This window comes from Nonomuraea antimicrobica (genome assembly GCF_039536965.1).
GTDB classification, from domain to species: Bacteria; Actinomycetota; Actinomycetes; order Streptosporangiales; family Streptosporangiaceae; genus Nonomuraea; species Nonomuraea antimicrobica.
On the sequence record NZ_BAAAZP010000006.1, the window covers coordinates 1 to 2,991 of the forward strand.

The window sequence follows — 2,991 nt, forward strand, 5'->3', positions numbered from 1 at the left end:
TGGACGAGGCCGTCCTGCACACCGCCGAGCCCCGGCTGCGCGCCAGGGGCGAGCACGTGCGCGGCGCGATCGAGGGCCTGTGCGGCCGTCCCGACACCGGGTACGCGATCCTGCTCGCCGGGGCGGAGCCAGTCGCCGCGCTCGACCCCGGCCAGGCCGCGCGCATGCTGACCGAGGCGGGCCGGCTCGCCTGGACCGCCGCCGACCTGTCCAAGGTGGCCGAGGCGGGGCGGCGGCTGGCGGTACTGCCCCCGGTGGAGGACACCGCCGCCGCGGGTGCCCGGCTGATGGTCGGCCTGGCCGCGCTCCTGGCGGGCGACCCGGGGCGGGCCGCCCGCCCGCTCCGCGAGGGCCACGCGCTGGCCCAGGAAACAGCACAGGCAAAGACCGGGGAGGCGGCCGGTCCGCTGAACCTGTGGACGGCCGCGGGCGCGGCCATGTTCCTGGGCGCGGACGCCGAGGCGCTCGACCTGTTCACCGCGGCGGCCGTTCGCGCACGCGGCTCAGGAGCGGTCAGCGCGCTGCCTCTCCTCCTCGCGCCGCTGGGCTCGTTGCAGATGTGGACGGGCCGCCTCGCCGCCGCCCGCGCCACCGCGACCGAGGGGCTCCGGCTGGCGCTCGACACCAGGCAGGACAATACGGCCGCGCACCACCGCTCGGTGCTCGCCTGGATCGCGGCCGTGCGAGGGCAGTCCGAGGAGTGCCGTACGGAGGCGGAGGCCGCGCTGGCCCAGTCCATCGGGCAGCGGCTGGGCCCGTCCGCCGGGATCGCGGCCTGGGCGCTGGCCCTGCTCGACCTGGGCCAGGGGCGCACCGCGCAGGCGTGCGACCGGCTGAGCGCCATGGCGGACGCCGCCCCGGGCGAGGGCCACCCGATCGTGAAGATCTTCGCCGCCGCCGATCTCGTCGAGGCCGCCGTCCGCACCGGTCGTCCAGAACGCGCGAATGCGGCCCTCGACCTGCTGCGGAGCTGGGCCGGACCGGTCCGCTCGCCCTGGGCGCACGCGCTGGTGGCCCGCTGCCGGGGCCTGGTGGAGGAGGACGCGGTCGAGGCCCGGTTCACGGAGGCGCTGTCGTTGCACGCCGAGGCGGGGCGGCCGTTCGACACGGCCAGGACCGCGCTGCTGTTCGGCGAGGCGCTGCGCAGGCGACGGCGGCGCGCGGAGGCACGACGTCACCTGCGCGCGGCGTGCGAGGCGTTCGAACGGCTGGACGCGGCGCCGTGGGCGGAGCTGGCCCGCGTCGAGCTCCAGGCGACGGGGGAGAGCGCGCGCAAACGCGACCCGAGCACGGTCGCCGACCTCACGCCGCAGGAGTCGCAGATCGCGCGCCTGGTCAGCGAGGGCGGGACGAACAGGGAGATCGCGGCGCACCTGTTCCTGAGCCCGCGCACGGTCGACTACCACCTGCACAAGGTCTTCGTGAAGCTGGGCCTCTCGTCGCGGGCCGAACTCGTACGCCTGTCGCTGGAGCACCCCGACGCCCTCGGCGGCGCCCGCTGACCTCCCCGGACCAGGGGACGGGACTGTGCACTTCACCGATGCGACGGGGTGCGGACGGGCCGCATGGTGGTGACACCGACCCCGGAGGGATGAGCCCTGATGAACCCGACCGACGTGATCGTCGTAGGCGCCGGACCGACCGGCCTGATGCTGGCGTGCGAGCTGGCGCTGGCGGGCGTCCGCTGCCGGATCCTGGAGCGGCGCGCCGAGCAGCCCAACATCACCCGGGCGTTCGCCGTGCACGCCCGTACGCTGGAGCTGCTGGACGCCAGGGGCCTGGCCGACGAGCTGCTGCCGCACGGCGTGCCGGTGCGCGAGATCCAGCCGATCCCCGGTGCCACCCTCGACCTGAGCACGCTCGACACCAGGTACCCGATGCTCCTCATCGTCCCGCAGAGCGGCACGGAGCGGGTGCTGGAGAGGCGCGCCCGCGAGCTGGGCGTGGAGATCGTCCGCGGCGCGGAGGTGACCGGCCTGCGGCAGGGCGAGCGGCAGGTGGTGGTCGAGCTGGCCGACGGACGTACGGAGACGGCCGGCTACGTCGTCGGCTGCGACGGCGCCCACAGCCGGGTACGCGGCCTGGCCGGCATCGACTTCGCCGGACGGCAGTACGAGACGCACATCCTGCTGGCCGACGTACGCCTCACCGAGCCGCCGCAGGACACCCTGTCCGCCGCGGCCGGGAGCGAGGGCGTGGTCATCATGATCCCGTTCGGCGACGGCTGGTTCCGGGCCATCGCCTGGGACCGGCTGCGCGAGCAGGTGCCCCTCGACGTGCCGCTGCCGATGGAGGAGATGCGCGACGCCTTCCTGCGCATCGCCGGCACCGACTTCGGCATGCGCGAGCAGCGGTGGAGCTCCCGGTTCCTGAGCGAGCGCAGGCAGGCCGGCCGGTACCGCGCCGGCCGTGTGTTCCTGGCCGGGGACGCCGCCCACGTGCACTCGCCACTCGGCGGGCAGGGCATGAACACCGGCATCCAGGACGCGATGAACCTCGGCTGGCGGCTGGCCGCGGCCGTACGGGGGCAGGCGGCCGCCGGGCCGCCGGACGGGCCCCAGGACGGGCTGCCGGACGGGTTGCCAGACGGGTTGCCGGACGGGCTGCTGGACGGGTACGAGCGCGAGCGGCACCGCGTGGGCGCGCAGGTGCTCGCGTTGACCGACGCGTTCAACCGGCTGGTGCTCGGCCGCTCGGCGGCCCGCCGCGTGCTGCGCGGTGTGGCGCTCCGGCTGCTCCTGCGCTTCCGCCACACCCACGCACTGCTGGCGGGGAGGCTGACCGGCCTGGCCATCGGCTACCCCGCCCCCAGGCACGCCCACCCCTGGACAGGGCGGCGGATGCCCGATCTGCCCTGCGCGGGCGGGCGGCTGTACGAGCTGCTGCGCGACGGGCGGCCCCTGCTGCTGGACGCGACCGGGTCCGGCGCGGCGGCGCGGGCGGCCGGGCTCGGGGGCGGCGGGGTCGCCGGGGTCGGCGGGGTCGGCGGGG

General features: G+C 76.4%; 2 protein-coding genes. Both read left to right on the plus strand.

Annotation, left to right across the window (positions count from 1 at the left end):
• Positions 1-1,502 (plus strand): LuxR C-terminal-related transcriptional regulator (locus ABD844_RS02030; protein WP_344872301.1); only part of this gene is annotated, 1,502 nt, incomplete at its 5' end.
• Between the two features lie 99 nt (positions 1,503-1,601).
• Positions 1,602-2,991: FAD-dependent monooxygenase (locus ABD844_RS02035; RefSeq protein ID WP_344872302.1), on the plus strand; the 1,390-nt coding region annotated here is incomplete at its 3' end.